Genomic DNA, 22,302 nt, shown 5'->3' with positions numbered 1-22,302 from the left:
TGAAATAATCAATAGCATAAATAAATCCGTAGATATTTTCTGTACTTTGGTAGAAGTTGTTGATGACCCAGACCTTAAACCATTGATGATAAAAATTAAGGAATTTGTAAAACAAATATCGGATGAAGATGTAAAAGTAAATAAAAAGATTTTTGAGACCTTAAAATACATTACAAAAATTCTTGAAGATATTGCATCTGGCTTAGAAAAAGGAAAAAAAGCTGGGGAATTAGGAATTAGTGTAGATGAAGTAAGTAGTAGAATTGAAGAGGCATTAAAGTCACAATCTCCTAAAGAACCAGAGATAAAAGAAATTGAAAAAGAAATTGAAATAGAAGTAGAATTAAATCATGAAAAATTTGACCTTAGCGAATTTGTTGATATTATTAAAGAAAAAGTAGATAGTGGCTATAAGCTATATCACTTAAAAGCCAAAGTTGATGATGAATGCCCATTAAAATCTGCAAGATTGTCTATGGTATTAACAAGGATAAAGAATATTGGAGAAATTCTACTTTCAACACCTACTGAAGGAGAATTAAAAGAACAATCATTTGAAGAATTAGAAGTAATGTTTTTATCTGATAAAAGTGTTGAAGAAATACAAAAAGAGTTAGAAACAGTTCCTGAAATTGATTATATTGCAATATCTCCAGTAGATATTGAATTTGAAGAGGAAGTTATTGAAGTGGAAGAAACTCAGGAAGAAGTGGCTACTGAAGATGATATCCCAGATGCATATAAAGTTGTAGTTACTCTTGATGACGAATGTCTTTTAAGAGCGGTAAGAGCTTATATGGTTATTAAAGAGCTGCAAAATATCGGTGAGATAGTAAAAACAAATCCTCCAATTGAAACAATACAAGATGGAGAATTTAATGGAACAAAATTTACAGTTTATATGAAACTAAAAGAAGGTTATGAGGTTGATGATATAAGAGAGTGTGTAATGAAAGTTCCTGAAATAAAGGATGTTCAAATAATTGCTCCTGGAGAAGAAACTTCTAAATCCGAAGAGGAACAAAAATCTGAACAAAAAGAAGAAACTAAACCTCAATCACAACAACAGCAAAAATCAGAAGAAAAGAAACCAGAACCAAAAAAACCAACAACAACTGCCAAAAAAGAAGAGAAAAAATCAACACAAACTATAAGGATAAATATTGAAAAATTAGATAAATTAATGAATCTTGTTGGGGAATTGGTAATTACAAGGGCAAATTTCTCACAAATTGCAAATAAATATCAATTAAAAGAATTAAATAATGCTATTAATAGATTAAGTATGTTGATTAATGAGTTGCAGGAAGAAGTAATGGCTATGAGGATGATTCCGGTAGCATATGTATTTAACAGATTCCCAAGAATGGTTAGAGACCTTGCTAAGGCGTTAGGTAAAGAAGTAGAGTTTATAATGGAAGGTACTGATATTGAGCTTGATAGGACAGTGTTAGATGAGTTAGCTGAACCACTTGTTCACCTTATTAGAAATGCTCTTGACCATGGTATTGAACCTCCAGAAGAGAGGGAAAAAGTAGGAAAACCACGAAAAGGAGTTTTAAAATTAATAGCTGAAAGAGAAAGAGACCATGTAAATATCATTGTTGAGGATGATGGTAAAGGTATTGACCCTGATAAAATTAGGAAAAAAGCTGTTGAGAGAGGTATTATATCTGAAGAAGAGGCGAAAAAATTATCAGACCATGAGGCTATTAATCTAATATTCATGCCAGGATTTAGTACTGCAGAAAAAGTTTCGGATGTTTCTGGTAGAGGAGTAGGAATGGATGTTGTCAAAACAAAAATTGAATCTCTTGGAGGAACTGTTGTAGTATATTCTGAAAAAGGAAAAGGAACCAAGGTTGTGCTTAAATTACCACTAACAATGGCGATTATTACTGCATTATTGATGAAATTAGCTGATCAAGTATATGCAATACCTATCACAAGTGTTTTAGATGTTACAATGATTAATAGAGAAGATATTAAAAACATTGAAGGTACAAATGCTATAATATATAGAGATGAAATTATACCGGTAATTTGGCTTAAGGATTTCTTAGGCATGTCATACATACAAGAAAGAGGTGATGAACTTACTATAGTGGTTATTGAGAGAAGTGGGGGGAAATTAGGAGTGGTTGTAGATGAAGTGATAGGTAGGGAAGATATTGTAGTTAAATCACTTACTGGGATATTGAAGAACATACCCGGACTTGCTGGTGCAACAATTCTTGGAGACGGTAGAGTGGCGTTGATATTGGATTTAAGTAGTGCTTAAATCTATTTTTATTAATTTGATTTCATTATATTTTTAAGTTCTTATATATAAGTTCTTATAAATATATTAAGCTTTTATTAAAAATGTATAGGGTTGTTAATATGGTGATTAAAGTTAGGATAGGGGGTTTGGAAGTGGCGAGAAGTCCTGAGGTGTTGGAGACATTATTAGGCTCTTGTGTAGCTATTATGTTATATGATACAGGTAAGAGGATTGGAGGAATGGCTCATTCAGTTCTTCCTGAAACCCGTGATGAAAATGTTAGAGACCCTGGAAAGTATGTAAATACAGCAATACCTGCATTAATAACAAAAATGACTATAGCAGGAGCGAGGGCTAATAAATTGGTTGCTAAACTTGCTGGAGGGGCGGCAATGTTCAAAACAAATAACTCTATGAATATTGGGGCTAAAAATGTAGAAATGGCAAAAAAATTATTAAAGCAATATGGGATTCCATTAAAAGGTGAAGATACTGGAGGAAATAGAAGTAGAATAGTAAAATTTTATTTAAGAGATGGAAAAGTAGAAGTTAAAAAAGGCGGCCAAATAATAACTATTTAAGGTTTATGGTTCTACGGGATATCCACTGTCTCTCCAAGCTTTTAAACCACCTTCCATATTGTAAACATCGTATCCTTTTTCTTTTAATATCATATATCCTCTTGGACTTGTGAATCCTAATTTACAATATACAACAATCTTTTTATCTTTAGGAATCTCGTCTAATCTACTTTCAAGTTCATCGATTGGAATATGAATTGAATTTGGTATTTTTCCATCATATTTATCTTTTGGGACTACATTGACAAAGAACCACTCATCATTTTTTAATAGCTTTACAGCTTCATCTACGGTAATATTTTTAGTAGTTTTAATTTTCATAATATTCTCTTTAACAGATTTTGAAACCTTTTCTAAGTTTATAATAACCTCTTCAATTTCTTCAATTGCTCTTCTCTCTTCTTCAGCATTTGCTGATAATTCTTCAGCAGTTGCTGTAAACTCCTCAGATATTGAGGCAATATCTTGAACATCTTTCAAAGCTTTTTCCATGTTCTCTATTGTAACCTCAGCAGATTTTCTTATATCCTTTATTTTATCAGTGGTGTTATCAATACTTTCTTTTATTTGTAAAAATACTGCATTAACTTCATCAACTGCAATAACTCCTTTATCTACTTCACTTTTACCAATCATTCCAAGATTAACCGTTTTTTCTATATGTTTATATATTTCATCTATGGTTTTATTAATATCATCTACTGATTTACCAATTTCCTCTGCTAAGCTTTTAATTTCACTTGCTACAACCGCGAAACCTCTTCCAGCTTCTCCAGCTCTTGCCGCTTCGATAGAAGCGTTTAAAGCTAATAATCCAGTTTGTTCGGCAATATCTTTAATTAAGGAAGTAATTTCGTTGATTTTTTTAGATTTGTCCCCAAGTTCTTGAATTGCTTTACTTAACTCTTCAATGACATTTGATATTTTTTGCATAGCTTCAACTGCATTTTCAATCTTTTTTATTCCTTCATCAGCTTTTTCACTGGCTTCTACTGATACCCTTTCACCTTCTTCAGACAACTTTTCGGTTCTTTTTGCAAGTTCGTTTGTTTTCTCAACTTCTTGTGTAACATCTTGTAGTTTGGTTGATTGGTCTGATGCTGCTACTGCTACTTGTTGTGCAGCATCTGTCATTTGTTCAATGGCTTCACGGGCTTTTTTTGTTTCTTTTCTTAATACTTCAATCTGCACATTTAGATCTAAAACTTCTTTTCTTATATTCTCAATAATTGTAGATATATTCTCTATTGCTTTATTAAACATTTTTTGAAATCTATTTCTTTTTCTATTTTCATTCAATCTTATTGAAAAATCTCCTTTAGCTAAATGCTCTAATGCTTCTAAAGCTTCTCTAAAAGTCTGTGAAAGCTCTTTTTCTGTCTGTTTTAATTTTTCTTCTTTTTCTTTTAGAGATTTTATAAGGTGGATTATTTTCTCATACAATAATTTAAATTCTTGATTTTTTATTTTGGTGTCTAATTCTAACCCTTCAATAGAATTTTCTTTTTCAAATTTTTCAATTAACTTTATAATTTCTTCAATAGGGTATAAAATTAATTTTTTTACTAATAGTGTGATAATGATGGAGAATATTATTCCAAGCAATGTCAAAATATATATATTTCCAAAAAGGTTTGAGATAATAACAATACACAAATATAAAACTACTGAAATCAAAAATACTTTATAATCTAATTTCATGCCTTCCATCAACTTTACCCCCTCTAACTCCTTTCCAATTTATAATATTTTTCTACAATTTTCTAAAATGTATCTTAAAATAGATTTATATATATAAATACAATGATAACACTATTTAGAGATATATAATTAATTTTTAGTTTACTACTTACAAGTATAAAAATTATTGGGAAATTTCCATATATGACTGCTTCAAGTTAAGTATATGTTTATTATTATAATTCTTATGTTTGTATATATTTTTATATTGTGGTTATAATAAAGATTAAAATATATTATTGAAGAAATATAGATAAACTATGTAGTCACGATAGATTTATTACTACACATTATATTGGATAGTCATTTGAATAATGTGTGAAACCATGGAATTTTCAGAATGGACAAAAAATAAAAGAAAATTAAACAATTTAGAAGAATTAAAAAGAGATATTATAGAGCAATTTAAAGAAAAGGATGCTTTAAATGAAGGAATTGTAGTTATGGCGAGTGGTGGAAAAGATTCTTCAACTGCAATAGCTTTAGCTAAAGATTTAAATTTAAAGATAGAATATTTAATACATTTCTACCACAGATGGAGTTGGGACATTTCAAAGAAAATGGTTGAGAAAATTTCTGAGAGATTTGATATTCCAGTTATATTTTATGATATTACAGATGAGCTTTTAAAAAGAACTAAGGGAGCTAAGGGTAGTAGTATCTGCAGAATATGTAAAAATATAATGAAAGATAAAGCTGTTGATATAGCTAAAGAAAAAGGAATTAGAATAATTATGACTGGTGATTCAGCTCTCGAAAAAATTTCAGGAGCTGTTATGAATTATTTGAGAGATGTTTATGGAGAGGTAGTTTATAACAAAATGGAACTCACACCAGTCCCACAAAAATATAGTAAAGGTAAAGATAAAGAAGTTTTATTCTTTAGACCTTTGATAAGATTAGCTTTTGAGGATGTTTTAAATTTAATGAATTATTACAATATAAAAGTAGAGAGAGCTCATGAAGTAGGAGATAAAATTGGATTTTGGAGAGAGGGATGTTGTTTGCAGTATGCCGATGAAAATACAACACTAAATGAGAAACTCTTTAATGAACTCTATAAATATAATAAAATAGCCACTGAAGTAGCAAGAAAATATGGATTTAGGGCTTCTATAAAATTACCATCTAAAAAGATTATGGTAGTACCCAAAAAAGATGAATACATAACTTTAATTAAAAATGCACTGAGGGATTACAGATGAAAGTTAAAGTTTATAGAGTTAGTGGAATCACAGGAATTTTTTTAATATTCCTAATTTTATTGCTATTGGTGATTTTGGCATTAGTTGCTTTACCAATATTTTTAATTCTAATGGCAATATTTGGAGGATATATTTTATTAAAATATAAAGTAAAGTCATTCTTCAAAAAAATTTGGTATAAACTTAGGAGGAAAAAGATAAAGATTGAGGATGCATCAACAAATGGAGAAATAAAGATAAATTTTGCTAAGAGAATAGAGATAGAGGATAATACAATTAGAGCAAATAACATAACCACTTTATTAAACTATTTAGATGAAAATACAAAGGCATTTACTTATTATTTAAAAAATATTGGGGCAGAGTTTAGAGAGGATGGTATTTACTTTAAAGGATTCAAAATATACCCAATATTTAAAAAATCCTATCCAATAAATGAAATTATAAACTTAAAATATCCAGATAATATTGATGCTGTTGTTTTAGGATTAAAAGGAGAACCGTATGAGCCAAAATTTTTATACTTAATTCCAAAAGAGTTTTTAAAAGATAGGATGAATGTTTCTGAACTTAAAAGATTTGAAATTGAATTATAGATTTATTACAGCAACATCCTTGATGTTTGGAATTTCTTTTATCTTTTCAACAACTTCATCAGGGACTGTATGGTCTAAGTTTAGTAGCATTACACTCTCTCCTCCAGGCTCTTTTCTACCAACCTGCATACCAGCAATGTTTATTCCATAATCTCCTAAAGTTATGCAAACTCTACCAATTGTGCCAGGTCTATCAACGTGCTTAACTATAGCTAAAACTCCTTCAGGGATAAAATTGACTTCATATCCATCAACTTCTAAGATAACAGGTTTGTTGTTTATTATTGCCCCAACTATTGAGAATTTCTTCTTATCACTTTCAGCAGTTATTTTTATAGCATTTCCATATTTTTCTTCTGATGTTGTGCTTTCAACTACATTGATATTTCTATTTTTGGCTATAACAGGAGCATTAACTAAATTAATTCCAGCTAATAATATTGGTGAGAGAAGACCTTTTAAGAATGCCCTCTTTATCAAATCAGTTTTTTCTTTAGCAAGTTCTCCTGAATAAATAAGCTCTACTCTACTAACAGAGCCATCCAACACTTGCATAACGATGTTTCCAAGAACTTCTGCCAATAACATGTATGGCTTTAACTTTCCTAATTTTTCCTGAGGGATGTTTGGCATATTTACAACATTTTCAGCCAACTCTCCTTTTAAAACTTTCTTTATCTGCTCAGCTACTATTGTTCCAGCAGCTTTTTGAGCTTCTTCAGTTGAAGCTCCCTGATGAGGAGTTCCTATAACATTATCTAATGTCAATAATGGGTTGTCTTTTGGTGGTTCTTCTTCAAAAACATCCAAAGCAGCAGCTCTAATTTTTTTCTCTTTTAACGCTTCATATAACGCTTTTTCATCTATAAGCCCTCCTCTTGCACAATTAACAATTATAGCATTCTTTTTCATTAAAGCTATTTGCTCTCTACCAATAATATGTCTTGTTTTTGGTGTTAATGGAACGTGCAATGTTATAAAATCAGCTCTCTTACATAACTCGTTTATGTCATCAACCAACTCAACTCCCAAACTTTCAGCAACTTCCTTTGGGATGTATGGGTCGTAACCTATAATATTCATTCCAAATGCCTTAGCTCTCTTAACAACTTGCTGCCCTATTCTTCCTAAACCAATAACTCCAAGTGTTTTTCCATACAATTCAATACCTTTAAATCTCTTTCTATCCCATTCTCCTCTTTTTAATGATGCAGTAGCTTGAGGAATGTTTCTTGCAGCGGCAAGCATTAATCCCATTGTAAGCTCAGCTACTGAAATTGATGAAGCGTCTGGAGCATTAACTACTATAATACCTTTTTCTGTTGCTGCCTCAACATCTATGTTATCTACTCCAACCCCTGCTCTACCAATAACTTTTAATTTTTCAGCTTTCTCAATAACGTCCCTTGTAACCTTTGTTCCACTCCTAACAACCAAAACATCTGCATCTTTAACCTTTTCCAACAACTCTTCTTTTGTTAAGCCAGTAGCTACCTCAACATCTCCAACTTCTTCCAATATCTTTATTGCATCTTCATGTAGTGGGTCTGTAACCAATATCTTAACCATACCTATTCACCATTCCAAATTATTAACAACCATAAATTATAAAATGCATAATGTCCTCTAAAAGCAGTAGATAGATGATTATCCCAATCATATATATATGTGATAGTTTATAGGTATTTTGGTGAAATATATGGAGGCAGTGTTAGTTTTGGAAGATGGGACAATTTTAAAAGGAAAAGGTTTTGGAGCAGAAAAAGAAGTTTTTGGAGAGTTAGTTTTTACAACAGTTATGGCTGGCTATGTTGAAGTTTTAACAGACCCTTCATATAAAGGGCAAATAGTCATGATGACATATCCATTGGAAGGAAATTATGGAGTTAAGAAAGATTGGTTTGAGTCAGATGGAATAAAGGCAGAGGGTTTTGTTGTTAGGGAGGTTACAAGCAAAGCTTTAGATGACTTTTTAAAGGAATATGACATCCCTGGGATTCAAGATATTGATACAAGATTCTTAACAAGAAAGATTAGGGATAAAGGAGTAGTTAAGAGCTGTTTAAAGGTTGCTGAAGAGATAAGTGATGATGAAATATCTGAGTTATTGGAAAGAGTCAGAAAATATAAGGATATATCAGATATCGATTTAGTTCCATTAGTTTCAACAAAAGAGCCAAAAACATACAAAGTTGAGAATCCAAAGGCAAGATGTGTTTTAATTGATTGTGGAGTTAAATTAAACATAATAAGAAGCTTAGTTAAAAGAAACTGTGAAGTTATCCAAGTTCCATATAACACAAAATATGATGAAATCTTAGAATATAATCCAGATTTTGTTTTAATCTCTAACGGTCCAGGAGACCCTGCAAGGTTAAAAGAAGTTATTGAAACAGTTAAAAAGTTGATTGGGGAGATTCCAATAACAGGAATTTGTTTAGGTAACCAGCTTTTAGCTTTAGCATTTGGTGGAGAAACATACAAGATGAAGTTTGGGCATAGGGGAGGAAACCAGCCAGTTAAAAACTTAGAGACAGAAAAAGTTTATATAACATCTCAAAACCATGGATTTGCAGTTAAAGAAGAAAGTTTGCCAGATGATGTAGAAGTGAGCTTTATAAATCTAAACGATATGACTGTTGAAGGTATTAGGCATAAAGATTTGCCTATCTTTTCAGTTCAATTCCACCCAGAGGCAAGACCTGGGCCTCATGACACTATGTTTTTGTTTGATGAGATGATAAAGTTGAAGGATAGAAAATAAATATAAATTTTTTAAATTTTTAATAAAATTTTTTATCCAATGGGGAGAGCTATGGATTATGATGAGTTAAGATTGTTGGAGGGCATTCCAAAAATGATTTATGATGAATTAACTAAAAATAAAAAGGTCAATACTCTGTTAAAGATGTCAAATATAATGGCTGTTGGTAGATTGGGCTATAACGACCATGGAAAAACACATGCCAAGATAGTGGCAAACAATGCAATAAAGATGCTGAAAATCTTATATAAAAAAGGAATAGAACCAAGTTTTATGAGAGATTGTAAGGGCAGTTTTGAAGATTCTTTAGTTATAACTCTTTTGGGAGCTTATTTACATGATATTGGGAATGCAGTACATAGGGATATACACCATTTACATTCGGCATATTTGGCTTTAGATATTGTTGAAAACATATTAAAAAAGTATTATAAAGAAGAGAAAGCTTATCAGATGACCACTGAAGTTTTACACACCATTTATTCTCATAGTGAGGGAATTATGGGTTTAACTATTGAGGCTGGAGTTATAGCTGTTGCAGATGGAACAGATATGACAAAAGGAAGGTCGAGAGTTCCAATATGTAAAAGATGTTATGATATACATTCAGTTTCAGCGGCTTCCATTGAAAAAGTTAAAATAAAAGAAGGGGATGAGAAGCCAATACAAATAGAGATAATATTGTCAAATGAAGCAGGAATATTCCAAATTCAGGAAGTTTTAGGAGAGAAAATAAAATGGAGTGGAATAAAAGATTACGTCTCTGTGTATGCAAGAGTTGAAAAAGAAAAACCTGTATTCAAAGAGATTAACCTTTAATTACACACTTCTTCTTTTTGCTCTTTATCTTCGTATCTCAAATTTTCTAAGTATTTTGAAAACTCTTCTAAATCTGAAGTTCCTATTTTTGATATTGATTCATTTATTATTATGGCTCTCAACTCATTCTCAACTGTTTTAAGTTTATCATTTAGCTCTTCTATTTCTTTATTTATATTCCATCTTACAGTTTCAAGCTCTTTTGTATCAATTTTTTCTACAGTATCTAACATTTTAACAATTCTCATAAAAACTGGAATATTTGTGAATTTACTTAACCTTGGCAATATTGATTTTATAATATCCGCATCCCTTTTAAGATGCTTTAGATTTACATCTAAGTTTTCAAAATCTTCAAGGATATTTTCTAAATAACTAATTTCATCTTTTGTTTTTATATATTCTCTTAGTAAATCTCTCAATTTTTCTTTTTCTTTAAAGTTTTTATCTTTTAATAATAGTAGCTCAGCTACCCTTTCGATTTCCATTAACTATTCACCTTTTAACGTTTCTTATATTTACTAAAGCCCCGTGCTTTGCCTTTTTCATTTCAAATCCACTCATTAAAGCTCTTCCAACACCTAAAAATTCATTATCTTTGATTAAAACAACTTCATCGTTATAAGAGATATTTTCATTACAATCAACAAATCCAGGAGGAAAGAGAGAACCTTTTTTAATTTCATAATTCACCTCTACATAATTAACATCCCTCCCCCCGATATTCCATAGTAACTCTCCCCCACTTAGAGTTAATATAAGCAGACCATTTTTTGAATTTATTGATGCTATTTGCTGATTTTTATTGCTAATTTTTGTAAATATCTGTCCTTTATGGTTTATAAATATTTCGTTAGGAATGAAATTTATTCCAAACTGGAACTTTGCAAGCTGTTGAATGTTGTGAATTTTTTGTCCTTTTTTACTTATATTTTTATTTTTTGTTAGTTCTTTGTAATTCTTTAGTGTATCTGTTAAATTTTTTAAAGACTCTTCTGATGTAGGATTTCCTTTGGAAGTTATAATGATGTCATCTAAATCTAAAATCTCAAGGTAGTGTTCTGGAAGATGTGCTATAACAACATAATCATCAAACTTTTCCTCAACTTTCTTTAAAAAGTTTTTTAAACAGTTATTTATTAGCTCTATTTCCTCAAAACTCCATTCTCCGGTTACTGGAATGTCATAATTAACTAATCCTTCTAAAGCTCTCGGTACTAAACCATAAGGAGATGTTAAGATAACTTCTTCAACAACAACTTTTGCAGATTTTATTGCCTTTATAAACTTTTGGTGTGATTGAGAGGTTGAGTAGGGCTTTTTTGATGAGCATGGCAGTAAAACAATAACATTTGAATATGGTTCATATCTATCTAATCTCTCTAAGTATTTTTTAACTTCTGGAATGTTGATATTTGTAGTTACGATAATTTTATTCTCTTTTGATAGTGGAATGTTTCTTAAATCTGGCTCATACCTTCTATAATTAGCCCATAAATATGGATGAGATATAGCAGTTTCTTCAACAATGTTTCTTAAAAATCCATTTTTTATAGCTATTTTAACTTCTTCTAAGATTTCTTCATAAACTTTCTTGTTGTTATTGTATAGTTCTTCAAAGTTGTAGTTATTTACTTTTATAGCTCTATTTTTTGTAAATTTATAACCTATTGACGCATATAACTTAGCTAAAGAATCATCAAAGTAATCAACACCCATATAAACTAATAGTGGAATTTCCCAAGGAAATACTGCTGGGAAATAGATTGCTGAGTTTGGAGATATTTTTTCTCTAATTTTTGGTATTATTTGCAATTCCTTTCTTTCTATTAATCTTCTTCCATCTGCAATAACATATAAATCGGCATCCTCTAAGTTAATTAAATCAACATGCTTACCAAAGTTTAGTATTTGGTATTTAATTTCATTACCTTTATATTCAGTAGTTCCAATAAAAGATTTTTTAAATATTGGTGTTAATTCTCTATATGTATCAAACGGCGTCTTTATTCCATCAGCTTTAACATCAATTTCAATTAGCTTAGGAGTTAATTCTTTATCTTTCTCTTTACACATCCTTCCAATATCATAGGCAATTGGTTCAAGCATTTTATCACATCATAAGGTTGTTGGTTTATTGTTTGTTATATACAGTATTAAAACATAATTATTATCAAAATTAATAACTCAAAGTGAAAAGATGAAACCAAAAATTGTTGTAAAGAATTTAACAAAATACTTTGGAGATAAAAAGGTTTTAGATGAGATTTCTTTTGAGGTTTATGAGGGGGAGATTTTTGGATTATTGGGGCATAATGGAGCTGGAAAAACTACTACTTTAAGGATATTGACTGGAATTATTGAGGAATATACTGGCTATGTAGAGATTAATGGAAAAATTGGTTATTTGCCAGAGGAGAGGGGGCTTTATAGAGATGAAAAAGTTGTAGATGTATTAAAATTTTTTGGTGAATTGGCAGGGATGGAAAGAGGAGAGATTGCTAAAAGTATTGATTACTGGTTAAATAAACTAAAGATTAGCAATTACAAAAACTCAAAAATTAAAGAGTTATCTAAGGGAAATCAGCAAAAGGTTCAATTTATTGTTTCAGTTATTCATAATCCAGATATTGTTATTTTGGATGAGCCGTTTTCTGGATTAGATGTTGTTAATGTTAAGCTATTGAGAGATATAATATTTGAATTAAAAAATGAAGGAAAGACAGTGATATTATCAACTCATCAATTAGAAAAGATAGAAAAGCTTTGTGATAGAGTTTTAATCTTAAAGAAAGGGAAAGCTGTTCATTATGGAAAGATTGAAAATATTTGCAGAAAAATGGCATATATTGAATATTTAGACAATGGAAAATTAATAAAAAAAGAAATGCCTTATGAAGATGCAATTTTAATTTTGAAAGAAAAATCTGAAGATATTGTTAAATTTGAAGTTAGATATTCATTGGAAGAGATATTTTTGGATGAATAATGGTGATATGATGAAATTAGATATTAAAAAAATTTTAACTATTGGAAAGAGAGAAATACTCAGTAATATAAAAAGAAAACAGTTTTTAATAGCTACTATTATAGGGCCTTTGATTATAATTGCCTTAGCAGTAATTGGAAGTTTTATGATGTTTGATATTAAGGAAATAAAAGTTGGTTATGTTGATGAATTCGGCTTAGATATTCCAAATAAAGTTATAGAAAATAATTTTGGAAAAAATACAACCATATATTTTATAAAATATGAAAACATTGAAAAAGGTAAAGAGGATGTTTTAAATAAAAGCATAGATGCTTTAATATTTATTCCAAGGGATTACTTAGATTCTGGAAAAATAATAATTTATTCCACAACAAAGTCTCCAAATCCTATAATTACAGATACATTAAATAAATTTCTATTAAAAAAGCTTTTAAAAGGAAAGGTTGATAATAAAACATATAATAGGGTTATAAATCCAATGAATCTTGAAATTTATTCCGTATCTAAGAAAGGATTTGAAAAAGAGACACTTTTATCTCAATTATTGCCTATTGGATTTGTATTTTTGTTGTATATGGCTATATCTTCATTATCTGGGATTATTGTCTCATCAATTATTGAAGAGAAGCAAAATAGGGTAATGGAGCTTTTGCTATGTTATGCATCAGCTGAAAATCTTATGTTTGGTAAAATATTAGGAATTTCAGCTGTTGGTTTATTGCAAATAGGTATTTGGCTGTTATTTGCTTTACCTATAATAGTGATATATGCTGTTAAGGTATCTTTATCTTTAACAATTTTTGCCTTAGTTTATTTTATACTTGGGTATTTATTTTACTCTTCTTTACTCTGCGGTTTCTCATCTTTATTTTCTCATCCAAAAGACGCTTCTCAATTAATATCACCAATAATAATCATTCAAATTATCCCAATAATGTTTATGAACACAATAATGGTTAATCCAAACCACTATATGGCTAAAATTCTCTCTTATATTCCATTTACTGCCCCTTATGCTGTTGTTTTGAGAGCGAGTGTAACTCAACTACCTTTAACAGAAATTGTATTATCAACAGCTATTATGATTGTTAGCATAGCCATATCATTTATTTTATCAATTAAGCTGTTTAAAATTGGTGTATTGCTGTATGAAGAGAATCTAACTCTAAAAAGAGTAATAAAAATTATCTTTAAAAAATAATTATTTTTTGTTTTTCAATATCTCTATTATTTCATTATCTACTGACTTCATTGCTCTTCCAATTTTTCCAATATTCTCTATACACTCTTTAAAGTCCTTTCCAACGATTCCATTTGTATATGGAACTTTAGAAAATAAAGATAAGTATATTGCAAAGACACCAGAAGCTATTTTTAAAGCACAGCCAATTTTTCCACCATCACAAATGATTCCTGGAAGGTTTGCTGTAAAACTCTTAATACTTTCTTCAATCCTATCAGCTCCAAATATATAGTATGAGAGACAAGAAACTACCCCAATTCCTCCTCTATTTACACATCCACACATTGCTGAGATATATGATGAGTGATATGCTGAATATATGGTTGTTAGGGCAGATAATGTGATAGATTTAATTAATTTCTCTTCATCATTTCCTTCTATTTCATCATAAGCAATTATTGGTAGAGTTGCAGTAATCCCCATATTTCCACTACCAGCAATAGCCATAGCTGGTTTATTAATGCCAATCATTCTATTATAAACTGCTGAAATGGTTTTTTTAAGCATATAATTTAGAGTTTCATCATTCAACTCTAATCTAATAAAATCTTCTGGAACTTCTGGTGTTGAGAGATTTTTATTTACGTTTATGGTCTCTTTTATAATTTCAACAACTTCTTCTGGAATATCTTCAATATAATCAATGAAATCTTTAAGAGTTAAGTTTTTGTAAGTATTTTTTAACTTATCTGAAATCGATTTTCCAGAATGACTGCCTTTAGTTTCAGCTTCATAAGTTTTATCAGCTTCTATAATTACCTTACAATAAACATCTGAATCAATAACCTCTATTTTTAATCTATTTTCTATAAACCTCTCTAATTCCTCATCATATTTTATATCTTTAAATACTTCGAGCTTATTCTCTTCATTTCCTAACAAACCTCCAACAATCGCTGGTAGTATTCCAAATTTCTTTGTATTTGGAACACCAACTGAATAGGCGTTTTTAAAAGTTCCTTTATCTAAAATTAGTTTAATCTCTTTTATTGAATACACATCCTCTGGTTTTGCCTTAGCAACAGTGTAGCCAATTAATCCAACCTCTGTGCATCCTAATGCCTTAACAACTTCATTTTTTAAAATTTTAGTTATTATTTCATTTTTGTTCATAAGAGACACCTAAAAATCTATATAGTTTTTTTAATAAACTAAAAATTAAAATTTTTAAGGATTTCTTAGTTAATTTTAATTACTTTTGCAAAGAACTATGGTTAAACTTTAAATGATTAGGGGGTTTTAAAATAGGATTTTTTATTTTTTATTTAGTTTATCTCTTTCCCAACTCTTCAACCATTAACAAGGCACAGTAATCTCCACAAATTGAACATGCTCTTTCTTCTTTTGAAGGAATTTCTTCTCTCATCTTTTTTGCTTTCTCCTTATCTATTGCTAATTCAAACTGTTTTTCCCAATCATGATTTTTTCTTGCATAAGCCATATCTATCTCTTTTTCCCATGCTAATTTATTCCCTTTAGCAACATCAGCAGCTTGAGCGGCTATTTTAGTAGCTATAACTCCTTCTTTGACATCCTCTATTGTAGGCAATCTTAAATGCTCACTTGGGGTTACATAACAAAGGAAATCAGCTCCATAGTAACCAGCTAATGCCCCTCCTATTGCAGATGTTATGTGGTCATAACCAGGGGCTATATCTGTAACTATCGGCCCTAAAACGTAGAATGGGGCATTTTTACATAAACTTTTTTGCAATCTGATGTTTGTTTCTATATAGTTTATAGGAACGTGTCCAGGCCCTTCTACCATACATTGAACGCCTTTTTCTCTACATCTCTCAACTAACTCTCCTAAGGTAATGAGTTCTTCAATTTGAGCTCTGTCTGTGTTATCTGCCAAACATCCTGGTCTCATCCCATCTCCTAAGCTTATAGTTACATCATATTCTTTAAGGATATCTAATAAATAATCAAAGTTTTTGTATAATGGATTTTCTTCATTGTGATATAAGATATAGGCAGTTAAAAATGCTCCTCCTCTACTTACAACACCCATTACTCTACCACTCCTCTTTAATCTCTCAACTGACTGCTTAGTTATACCGCAATGTAAAGTCATAAAATCTACGCCTTCCTTTGCCTGCTTTTCAATTACATTGAATATTAAATCTTCATCCATATCAATGACTCTTCCATACTTCTCTCTCGCCAATTTTCCAACTTCGTAAATTGGGACAGTTCCAATAGGGATATTAACTGCATCCATTATAGCTTTCCTAATCTCTTCCAAATTTCCTCCAGTACTTAAGTCCATTACTGCATCTGCTCCATACTTTTCAGCAATCTTTGCCTTCTCTATCTCTAACTTAATATCTACACAATCTGGAGAAGTTCCAATGTTTGCATTAACTTTAGTTCTTAAATTCTGCCCAATACCAACTGGATCTGTATCTCTATTGATATTCTTTAAAATTACAGCATAACCTTTAGCTATAAGTCTTCTAAGCTTTTCAGCATCAATGTTTTCTTTTTTAGCAACAATTTTCATCTCCTCTGTAACAATTCCATTCTTTGCATCATCCATTTGAGTCATAACAATCACCAAATTTGTAATAATCAAAATGCTTTCAACAAATTTTTATTAAAAACAAAACTATATAAAAGGCTATGTAAATTATCATTATTAATTATGATAAATTTTATTTCATAACTCATTATCAATATGGTTTCAATGTTTATAATTATTAGGTGTTGTTCATGAAGTATGAGGGAGAGATAGCTATAGGTCCAGTTCATCCAACGATGCTTGAACCACACAGATTGAGATTATTTATTGAAGATGAAATTATAAAAGAGGCTGAATTAGTAATTGGTGTCAATTATAGAGGGATAGAGCTTATTATGGAAGGTCTTCCTCCAGAAAAAGTTAGTATATTATCAGAAAAGATTTGTGGAATCTGCTCTCACATTCATGTATGGACGAATGTAATGGTTACTGAAAGGGGATGTGATATAGAAGTGCCTGAGAGGGCTGAATATATAAGGGCAATAGTTGAGGAATTAGAGAGATTACATTCTCACACTTTACTGTTTGGGCATGCATTTGAAGTTTTAGGTTTTGAGACAATGGCATTTAGGGCATTTATGATTAGAGAGCCAATAATGCAAATTTTAGGAGAGATTACTGGAGGAAGAGCTCAATACTCTTGCCCAATAATAGGAGGAATTAGGCCGAGATGTAATATAAATGAGAGTAAAATCCCTGCATTATTGGAGAGGTTGGAGAAGTTTGAAGAAAACTTAAAAAAACTGTTGGAGAGAACTATAAATGACCCAATGATTATGGCAAGAATTAAGGATGTTGGTGTTTTAGATAAAAAAACTGCTAAAAAATTACATGCTTTAGGACCTACAGCGAGAGGTTCTGGAATATCTTGTGATATGAGAAAAAAGGGGCAAGTTCCAGTTTATGACAACTTTGAGTTTGAGGAAATTTTATTTGATGACGGAGATGTATTTAGCAGATTGGCAGTAAGATTTTATGAGTGTTTTGAGAGCATTAAAATAATTAGACAGGCTTTAAAGGATTTGCCAAATTTAGATAAGAGGATATATAATCCAAACTATGAATTAAGGGCATTTAAACCAATAGATGTTTATAATGAAGCTCAAAGGGGGCAAGTTTATTATTCCTATGGCTTAGATGAAAATGGGAGGGTTAGGCAGGCGAAAGTTAGAACACCAACAGCAACTAACTTGGCTTGTATGGAAGCAATTCTGCCAGGGCATCATGTTTCAGATGCTGAATTAATTATAGCGAGCTGTGACCCATGTTTTACATGCACAGATAGGCTGATTGTTGTTAAAGAAAAGAAAGTTTAATGGAAATTTTAATTAATTTTTATTTATTTTATTTTTTCTTATTTTCACTAATTTTTTGTTTAATATATAAACTTGGATGATTTTAAATTTTATATATTATTCATTAACATATAACTACTGAGTTTTCAAAATCCTATTAAATTAACTTTAATGGTGGGATATATGAGTGAAGCCTTATTTAAAGAATTTAAAGAACATTCCGTTGCTGAATTTTTTAGAAAAAATAAACACATGCTTGGATACAGTGGAAAAATTAGAAGCTTAACTACAATAATACATGAATTGGTCACAAATAGCTTAGATGCGTGTGAAGAAGCCGGTATTTTACCAGATATAAAAGTTGAAATTGAAAAGTTGGGAGCTGACCACTACAAAGTAGCGGTTGAAGATAACGGTCCAGGAATTCCTTTAGAATTTATTCCAAAAGTATTTGGAAAGATGTTGGCTGGTTCTAAGATGCATAGGTTTATACAATCAAGAGGACAGCAGGGAATTGGGGCAGCAGGAGTTTTATTATTTTCACAAATAACAACAGGAAAGCCGTTAAAGATTATAACATCAACAGGAGATGGCAATATCTATGAAGTTGATGTAAAGATGAACGTTGAGAAAAACGAGGGAGAAATTGTATCAAAAAAGGTAAGGAAAGGGAAATGGAGAGGGACAAGGGTAGAAGGAGAGTTTAAGGAAGTTAGCTACAACAGAGGAGAATTTGGACCTTTTGAATATTTGAGAAGGATAAGTTTAGCATCTCCACACGCAAAAATTGTATTAAAAGACCCTTATGGAGAGGTTGTATTTGATAGAGTTGTTGATGAATTGCCAAAAAAACCAGAGGAGATGAAGCCCCATCCTTATGGTTTAACCACTGATGAGCTGTTATATATTGCAAGAAAGACAAAATCAAAGAAAGTATCTTCAATGCTTGTCTCTGAATTGTCAAGAGTTACAACAAAAAGGATTAAAGAGCTTTCAAGTTATCTACTTAGAGATTTGATATTAAAGAAATTTAAAGATAGCGTATTTTGGAATATGGTAGTTTCCTGTTATTTAGATATAGATATTGAGAGCTATCTAAATAGATTTAAAGATTACATTAGTGATGATGAGATAGATACAGTTAAGATGTTAATTAAAAACCTTCCAGAAAGCTTAGATGAATTAAAGAGATACGCTCTAAAATATGTAACAATGGAATATTTATTTAATAAGCTAAGTGAAGAGGAGATAAACAAAATAAAGAACCACTTTAAGAAGATACCAGAAAACTTTATGGAGTGGGCTGAAAAGAACTATTTATCAGCTACAGTTGTTGATGAATTGAATAAAAAAGTTAAAAATATTGTAAAAAATCCAGAAGAGTTTATTGCTGAAATAAAAAATAAAGGGCTAATATCTGATGAAGAATTAAAAAAATTTGAGGATGAAGTTAAAAACATCTTAAATAAAAATCCTAAGGAATTAACTTGGGATGAGGCGGAGATGATTGTTAATTGTCTACAAAGTATGGAATTCATGGCTCCACCAACTACTGGATTAAGACCTATTGGAGCAGAGAATATAGAAAAATCATTAAAAGAACTTTTACAGCCAGATTTTGTTAAAGCAATTACAAGAAATCCAAAAACTTATAAGGGAGGAATTCCATTCGCTGTTGAAGTTGCTATTGCTTACGGAGGAAATGCAGGAAGGCAGAGTGATGAAGGAAGGAGAATGGAGATTATGAGATTTGCCAACCACGTTCCTTTGTTATATGATGCCTCTGCTTGTGGTTTAACTAAGGCAGTTAAAAGTATAAATTGGAAGAGATATGGGTTGAGAGGGGAAGATGCACCAATAACAGTGTTTGTTAATCTAATATCTACGTTTATTCCTTATACCTCAGCAGGAAAGCAGGCAGTTGCTTGCAGTGAAAATGAAAATGAAGAGATTTATAATGAAATTAGGCATGCGTTGATGATTTGTGGTAGGGAGTTGGAGAAATATTTATCAAGAATTAGAAGAGAGGCAGAGGAAGAAAAGAAGAGAAAGTATGTTATGAAGTATGCAAGGATATTTGCTGAGGCATTGGCCAATATTTTAAATAAACCAGTAGATGAGATTGAAGAAAAGGTTGTTAAGTTGTTGGAGTAGATTTTTATTTTATTTTATTTTTTTGTAAGCTATAAATGGAACTGCAATTAACGAAAGTAGTATAGCACCAAAAGGTATTGGAGCTCTTGTAGTTCCAGCACTTGCAGAGCTTTCGTTACTGCTCCCATTCACGGAAGAAGTGTTTGTATCATTAGAAATGTTTGTATTATTACTATTTGCCCACACTATATTACATAAGATAAGTCCAAGAACAAATATTATAAAAAGCTTTTTCATGACAAACACCGTTTTTATTTTTTTAATATTTCAATTTTATGTTATAGTAAGTTAGTTTCATATCATATAAAACCTAAACATTTTATTAAGCTTTATATGCTTAATATGATTAAAGAGGGAAATTATGATAGTAACGAGAACGATAAGAAAAGATAGTAAAGAAATAAAAGAAAACTTAAAGAGAATAAAAGGGGCAGTTCATGTTGGTGTTTTAGGTTATGAAGTAGAAAGAATAACAAGAGTTCCAATAATTGGGAAAGCTGAAAAGATATATTTAATTACAAGAGAGGAAGATAAAGATACAGAAATAGCAAAAGAATTTCTAAAAATCATTGAAAAAGAGTTAAAAGAGCATAATATTGAATTATGTGTAAAAAGAACAGAGCCCTTAAATTTAGAAAATATTGTTAAGATGATAAAAGAAATTGTAAAGGAAGAAAAAGAAAATTATACTGAAAAAATTTACTTTAATGTTTCTTCTGGTTCAGTTATTGGAGGAATTGCAGGAACTTTATGTGCTATGGCGATAAATGATATAAAAATAATACCTTACTATGTTATTCCAGAAGTATATTTTGAAAATTTAACAGAGGAGGAAAAAGAAAAGCTGAGAAAGAAATATAAAGAGAAATATAATTATGATGGGATTATGCCAAGAACCTTTGGTGTGGCAGGAGTTGAATTTATATATCCATTTGATATAAAACTACCAAGAGAGGAGCTTATAATCTTTTTAAAATACATTAAAAGAGCTGGAGATAAAGGATTGTCAATAAAAGAACTCATTCAATTAACAAAAGAGGAGATATTAGATAATATTAACGATGAAAAAGAAAAGGAAGAAATAAGAAAACTAATTAACTGGAGACAGAGTGGAAAGGATAAAGAAAAAACAACAAAGCAAAGTGATTTTGTTTGGATAAATCAAAATGTTGTTAAAAAATTATTAGAGTGGGGTTTAATAAATGAGCCAATAAAAAGAGGAAGGTATAGATATATAACCATTAGTGAAAAGGGAAAGAAACTGTTAATGTATTTAGAATAAATAAAAAGTGAAACAATGTTCAAACCAAAGAAGAAATTAGGACAGTGCTTTTTAATAGATAAGAATTTTGTTAATAAGGCAGTGGAATCTGCAAATCTTACAAAGGATGATATAGTTTTAGAAATTGGTTTAGGTAAGGGAATTTTAACAGAAGAATTAGCTAAAAATGCTAAAAAAGTTTATGTTATTGAGATTGACAAAAATTTAAAGATATTTGAAGATAAATTAAAAGAAAAATACGACAATATTGAAGTTATTTGGGGAGATGCAGTAAAAGTTGATTTAAACAAGTTAGATTTTAATAAGGTTGTTGCTAATCTTCCATATCAAATTTCATCACCAATAACATTTAAACTAATAAAGAAAGGCTTTGATTTAGCTGTTTTGATGTATCAGTATGAATTTGCCAAGAGAATGGTAGCTAAGGAAGGAACAAAGGACTATGGAAGATTGAGTGTAGCAGTGCAAGCAAGAGCAGATGTTGAGATAGTAGCTAAAGTTCCACCAACTGCTTTTTCACCAAGACCAAAGGTTTATTCAGCAATAGTTAAAATAAAGCCTAATAGAAATAAATATCATATAGAGAATGAAGATTTCTTTGATGATTTTTTGAGGGCTATCTTCCAACATAGAAATAAATCAGTTAGGAAGGCGTTGATTGACTCATCTAAGGAATTAAACTATAGTAAAGATGAGATGAAAAAAATATTGGAAGAATTTTCAAATACTAACTTGGATATAAAAAATTTAATAAACGAGAAGGTCTTTAAACTTTCAGTTGAAGATATTGTTAAGCTTTCAAATGAATTCTATAGATTTTTGCAAAATAGAGATAGGTTATAGC

At 30.4% G+C, this 22,302-nt stretch carries 19 protein-coding genes; 12 read left to right on the top strand and 7 right to left on the bottom strand.

Annotation, left to right across the window (positions count from 1 at the left end; genetic code table 11):
* Window positions 1-46: 46 nt before the first annotated feature.
* Together JH146_RS04745 and JH146_RS04740 are read left to right on the top strand one after the other, a co-directional pair.
* Complete coding sequence (locus tag JH146_RS04745; protein ID WP_236953648.1) at window positions 47-2,281, top strand: chemotaxis protein CheA; 2,235 nt, start codon at window positions 47-49, stop codon at window positions 2,279-2,281.
* A gap of 101 nt (window positions 2,282-2,382) precedes the next feature.
* Window positions 2,383-2,844, top strand: coding sequence for a chemotaxis protein CheD (locus JH146_RS04740; protein WP_048201926.1), 462 nt, complete (start codon window positions 2,383-2,385; stop codon window positions 2,842-2,844).
* Between the two features lie 3 nt (window positions 2,845-2,847).
* On the opposite strand, the gene JH146_RS04735 is transcribed toward JH146_RS04740, so the two are convergent.
* Window positions 2,848-4,545, bottom strand: a complete 1,698-nt coding sequence (locus tag JH146_RS04735) for a methyl-accepting chemotaxis protein (RefSeq protein ID WP_048202627.1) — start codon at window positions 4,543-4,545, stop codon at window positions 2,848-2,850.
* Window positions 4,546-4,910: 365 nt separating this feature from the next.
* On the opposite strand from JH146_RS04735, the gene JH146_RS04730 reads away from it, so the two are divergent.
* Window positions 4,911-5,789 (top strand): phosphoadenosine phosphosulfate reductase domain-containing protein, encoded by an 879-nt coding sequence (locus JH146_RS04730; protein WP_048201925.1) that lies wholly within the window; start codon window positions 4,911-4,913, stop codon window positions 5,787-5,789.
* Complete coding sequence (locus JH146_RS04725; protein WP_048201924.1) at window positions 5,786-6,385, top strand: hypothetical protein; 600 nt, start codon at window positions 5,786-5,788, stop codon at window positions 6,383-6,385. The genes JH146_RS04730 and JH146_RS04725 overlap by 4 nt, the downstream gene beginning before the upstream one ends.
* Here JH146_RS04725 and serA read toward each other — a convergent pair.
* Window positions 6,380-7,954: a phosphoglycerate dehydrogenase gene (gene serA, locus JH146_RS04720; protein ID WP_048201923.1), complete on the bottom strand. Its 1,575-nt coding sequence runs from the start codon at window positions 7,952-7,954 to the stop codon at window positions 6,380-6,382. The genes JH146_RS04725 and serA overlap by 6 nt on opposite strands.
* Window positions 7,955-8,084: 130 nt before the next feature.
* On the opposite strand from serA, the gene carA reads away from it, so the two are divergent.
* Together carA and JH146_RS04710 are read left to right on the top strand one after the other, a co-directional pair.
* Window positions 8,085-9,149 (top strand): glutamine-hydrolyzing carbamoyl-phosphate synthase small subunit, encoded by a 1,065-nt coding sequence (gene carA / locus JH146_RS04715; protein WP_048201922.1) that lies wholly within the window; start codon window positions 8,085-8,087, stop codon window positions 9,147-9,149.
* A gap of 51 nt (window positions 9,150-9,200) precedes the next feature.
* Complete coding sequence (locus JH146_RS04710; protein ID WP_048201921.1) at window positions 9,201-9,968, top strand: HD domain-containing protein; 768 nt, start codon at window positions 9,201-9,203, stop codon at window positions 9,966-9,968.
* Here the strand turns inward: JH146_RS04710 and JH146_RS04705 are convergent.
* Both JH146_RS04705 and arcS read right to left on the bottom strand, forming a co-directional pair.
* Entirely contained in the window at window positions 9,965-10,456 is a 492-nt protein-coding gene (locus tag JH146_RS04705) for a hypothetical protein (protein ID WP_048201920.1), read from the bottom strand. The two genes, JH146_RS04710 and JH146_RS04705, sit on opposite strands and share 4 nt — an antisense overlap.
* Window positions 10,457-10,463: 7 nt before the next feature.
* Entirely contained in the window at window positions 10,464-12,077 is a 1,614-nt protein-coding gene (arcS, locus tag JH146_RS04700; protein ID WP_048201919.1) for an archaeosine synthase subunit alpha, read from the bottom strand.
* Window positions 12,078-12,168: 91 nt separating this feature from the next.
* On the opposite strand from arcS, the gene JH146_RS04695 reads away from it, so the two are divergent.
* Together JH146_RS04695 and JH146_RS04690 are read left to right on the top strand one after the other, a co-directional pair.
* Window positions 12,169-12,957 carry an ABC transporter ATP-binding protein gene (locus JH146_RS04695; RefSeq protein ID WP_048201918.1) on the top strand — a complete coding sequence of 263 codons (789 nt, stop codon included), beginning with the start codon at window positions 12,169-12,171 and terminating at the stop codon, window positions 12,955-12,957.
* Window positions 12,958-12,967: 10 nt separating this feature from the next.
* Window positions 12,968-14,161, top strand: a complete 1,194-nt coding sequence (locus JH146_RS04690) for an ABC transporter permease (protein WP_048201917.1) — start codon at window positions 12,968-12,970, stop codon at window positions 14,159-14,161.
* Here JH146_RS04690 and JH146_RS04685 read toward each other — a convergent pair whose 3' ends face one another.
* The gene (locus tag JH146_RS04685) at window positions 14,162-15,316 is read right to left on the bottom strand and encodes an L-serine ammonia-lyase, iron-sulfur-dependent, subunit alpha (RefSeq protein ID WP_048201916.1); all 1,155 of its coding nucleotides are present in this window, start codon (window positions 15,314-15,316) and stop codon (window positions 14,162-14,164) included.
* 157 nt (window positions 15,317-15,473) lie between these two features.
* Window positions 15,474-16,754, bottom strand: a complete 1,281-nt coding sequence (thiC, locus tag JH146_RS04680) for a phosphomethylpyrimidine synthase (RefSeq protein ID WP_048201915.1) — start codon at window positions 16,752-16,754, stop codon at window positions 15,474-15,476.
* 164 nt (window positions 16,755-16,918) lie between these two features.
* On the opposite strand from thiC, the gene JH146_RS04675 reads away from it, so the two are divergent.
* Both JH146_RS04675 and JH146_RS04670 read left to right on the top strand, forming a co-directional pair.
* On the top strand, window positions 16,919-18,043 hold the full coding sequence (locus tag JH146_RS04675; protein ID WP_048201914.1) for a hydrogenase large subunit: 1,125 nt from the start codon (window positions 16,919-16,921) through the stop codon (window positions 18,041-18,043).
* A gap of 162 nt (window positions 18,044-18,205) precedes the next feature.
* On the top strand, window positions 18,206-20,176 hold the full coding sequence (locus JH146_RS04670) for a DNA topoisomerase VI subunit B (protein WP_048201913.1): 1,971 nt from the start codon (window positions 18,206-18,208) through the stop codon (window positions 20,174-20,176).
* Between the two features lie 9 nt (window positions 20,177-20,185).
* Here JH146_RS04670 and JH146_RS04665 read toward each other — a convergent pair whose 3' ends face one another.
* Window positions 20,186-20,413 (bottom strand): hypothetical protein, encoded by a 228-nt coding sequence (locus JH146_RS04665; protein ID WP_048201912.1) that lies wholly within the window; start codon window positions 20,411-20,413, stop codon window positions 20,186-20,188.
* 124 nt (window positions 20,414-20,537) lie between these two features.
* On the opposite strand from JH146_RS04665, the gene JH146_RS04660 reads away from it, so the two are divergent.
* The gene (locus JH146_RS04660; RefSeq protein WP_048201911.1) at window positions 20,538-21,458 is read left to right on the top strand and encodes an HFX_2341 family transcriptional regulator domain-containing protein; all 921 of its coding nucleotides are present in this window, start codon (window positions 20,538-20,540) and stop codon (window positions 21,456-21,458) included.
* Between the two features lie 15 nt (window positions 21,459-21,473).
* The gene (rsmA, locus tag JH146_RS04655; RefSeq protein ID WP_048201910.1) at window positions 21,474-22,301 is read left to right on the top strand and encodes a 16S rRNA (adenine(1518)-N(6)/adenine(1519)-N(6))-dimethyltransferase RsmA; all 828 of its coding nucleotides are present in this window, start codon (window positions 21,474-21,476) and stop codon (window positions 22,299-22,301) included.
* The last annotated feature ends 1 nt before the right edge of the window (window position 22,302 follow it).

Source organism: Methanocaldococcus bathoardescens (assembly GCF_000739065.1).
Lineage (GTDB): Archaea > AGJL01 > Methanococci > Methanococcales > Methanocaldococcaceae > Methanocaldococcus > Methanocaldococcus bathoardescens.
Note: the sequence above shows the minus strand (reverse complement) of the source record. Positions and strands in the feature narration are given on the sequence as shown.